Source organism: Microvirga sp. P4_G7 (genome assembly GCF_056401005.1).
The window spans coordinates 1-1,434 of sequence record NZ_JBFUKD010000819.1 but is presented as its reverse complement, the minus strand read 5'-3'; the positions used below and the strand labels follow the sequence as shown (position 1 = coordinate 1,434).

Sequence of the window (1,434 nt, the reverse complement as noted above, 5' to 3'; positions counted from 1 at the left end):
GGCGATGACCTTTTACGGCTAAGCCTTTAGGGGTAGCCGACCCAGAAATCAGCCAATCTTGTCTCTCATTCATAGTATGATAGCATCAAAAGATGCAGCGCGATCGTGGCTTTCACCGAAGCGTCGTTGATCAACTGGGACGCCTCATCGTAGGCGGCCAGTTCGGCCGCGAAGGATCCCTGCCCCGCGAGGACGAATTGACGACACGGTTAGGCGTCAGTCGAACGGTCATCCGGGAAGCGACGAAGACGCTGCAAGCGCTCGGGCTCGTCGTCACCAAGCCACGCCTCGGTACGCGCGTGCAACCGATCGAGAACTGGCGCCTCCTCGATCCACAGGTCGTCGAGTGGCTGAGCGACGCGGAGATGCCYGCCGGCTTCGAGCGTGACCTTCTCGAGCTGCGTGAGATCATCGAGCCGCCGGCCGCTGAGTTTGCGGCCCTGCGCGGCAGCGACGCCGAACTGGCTGCGATCGCTTCCGCGCTACGCGCAATGGAGGCGGCAGGTACGAAGGTCGATCACGAGGTTGCTGACTTTCGCTTTCATGAAGCCATCCTCGACGCGTCCGGGAACCTCCTTCTGGCCCAGATGAAACCCGTCCTTCATGCCGTCCTGAAGGCATCGTTCCGCTTGTCGATGCATGACCATCAGCGCGCACGCGCATCCGTCGCTGTGCACGGCCGCGTGACGGACGCCATTCTGGCGCGAGATCCGGACAGCGCGCGGAACGCGGTGCTCGCCCTCCTGCAGACCGCACGCGATGACATAGCCGAAAAGGCGCGTCCATACGTGACCGCCGCGACCCTGCCGCCGATCGACGAATTCGACCGACCAAAAAAAAGAACGTCAAAAGACGAAACCAAACGAGGAACGTCCGATGATAGCATTAGCCGAAAGGTTCGTATTTCGAGCGCTTGAGTTACTTCTCGTTGCACTCCTTGCCGCCATGGTGGTCATGGTCTTCGGCAACGTGGTCCTCCGCTATCTGTTCAATTCGGGAATCGACGTTTCCGAAGAGCTTTCCCGCTATTTCTTTGTCTGGTTGACTTTCATCTCGGCAGTGGTCGTCGCGCGTGAGAATGGTCATCTCGGGGTCGACACGTTGGTCGGCGCCCTGGGGCGCAAGAAGCGAATGGCCTGCATGCTGGTCAGCGACATCATCGTGGTCATTTGCTGCGCCATGCTTCTCGATGGAACCTGGAGTCAGCAAGCCATCAACGCCAGCGCCATCGCTCCCGTGACAGGGATCAGCATGGCCTATGTGTACGGAGTTCTCTACTTCGCAGGCTTGGGCATCGGGTTCATTACGCTGTCGAGGATCTATCGCACGTTGACCGGGCGCATCACAGAACAGGAGCTTGCCGAATTCGGCGGGGACTATAGCGGCGATATCTCGCGTGATTTGAAAGGTCATCTCGAATGACCGTCGCCATAT

The 1,434-nt window shown here is 59.3% G+C and carries 2 protein-coding genes; both read left to right on the top strand.

All coding sequences use genetic code 11. The features are described from left to right. Positions 1–92: 92 nt before the first annotated feature. Positions 93–917, top strand: a complete 825-nt coding sequence (locus AC1DT3_RS20990; protein ID WP_477467129.1) for a FadR/GntR family transcriptional regulator — start codon at positions 93–95, stop codon at positions 915–917. Beyond that, a complete protein-coding gene (locus tag AC1DT3_RS20985) occupies positions 877–1,422 on the top strand; it encodes a TRAP transporter small permease (RefSeq protein ID WP_477467128.1) in 546 nt (181 codons plus the stop codon). The genes AC1DT3_RS20990 and AC1DT3_RS20985 overlap by 41 nt, the downstream gene beginning before the upstream one ends. Positions 1,423–1,434 lie beyond the last annotated feature (12 nt).

Excerpts from the sequence above, each read along its gene's own strand:
- AC1DT3_RS20985 (WP_477467128.1), top strand. The coding sequence starts at position 877 with ATGATAGCATTAGCCGAAAGGTTCGTATTTCGAGCGCTTGAGTTACTT.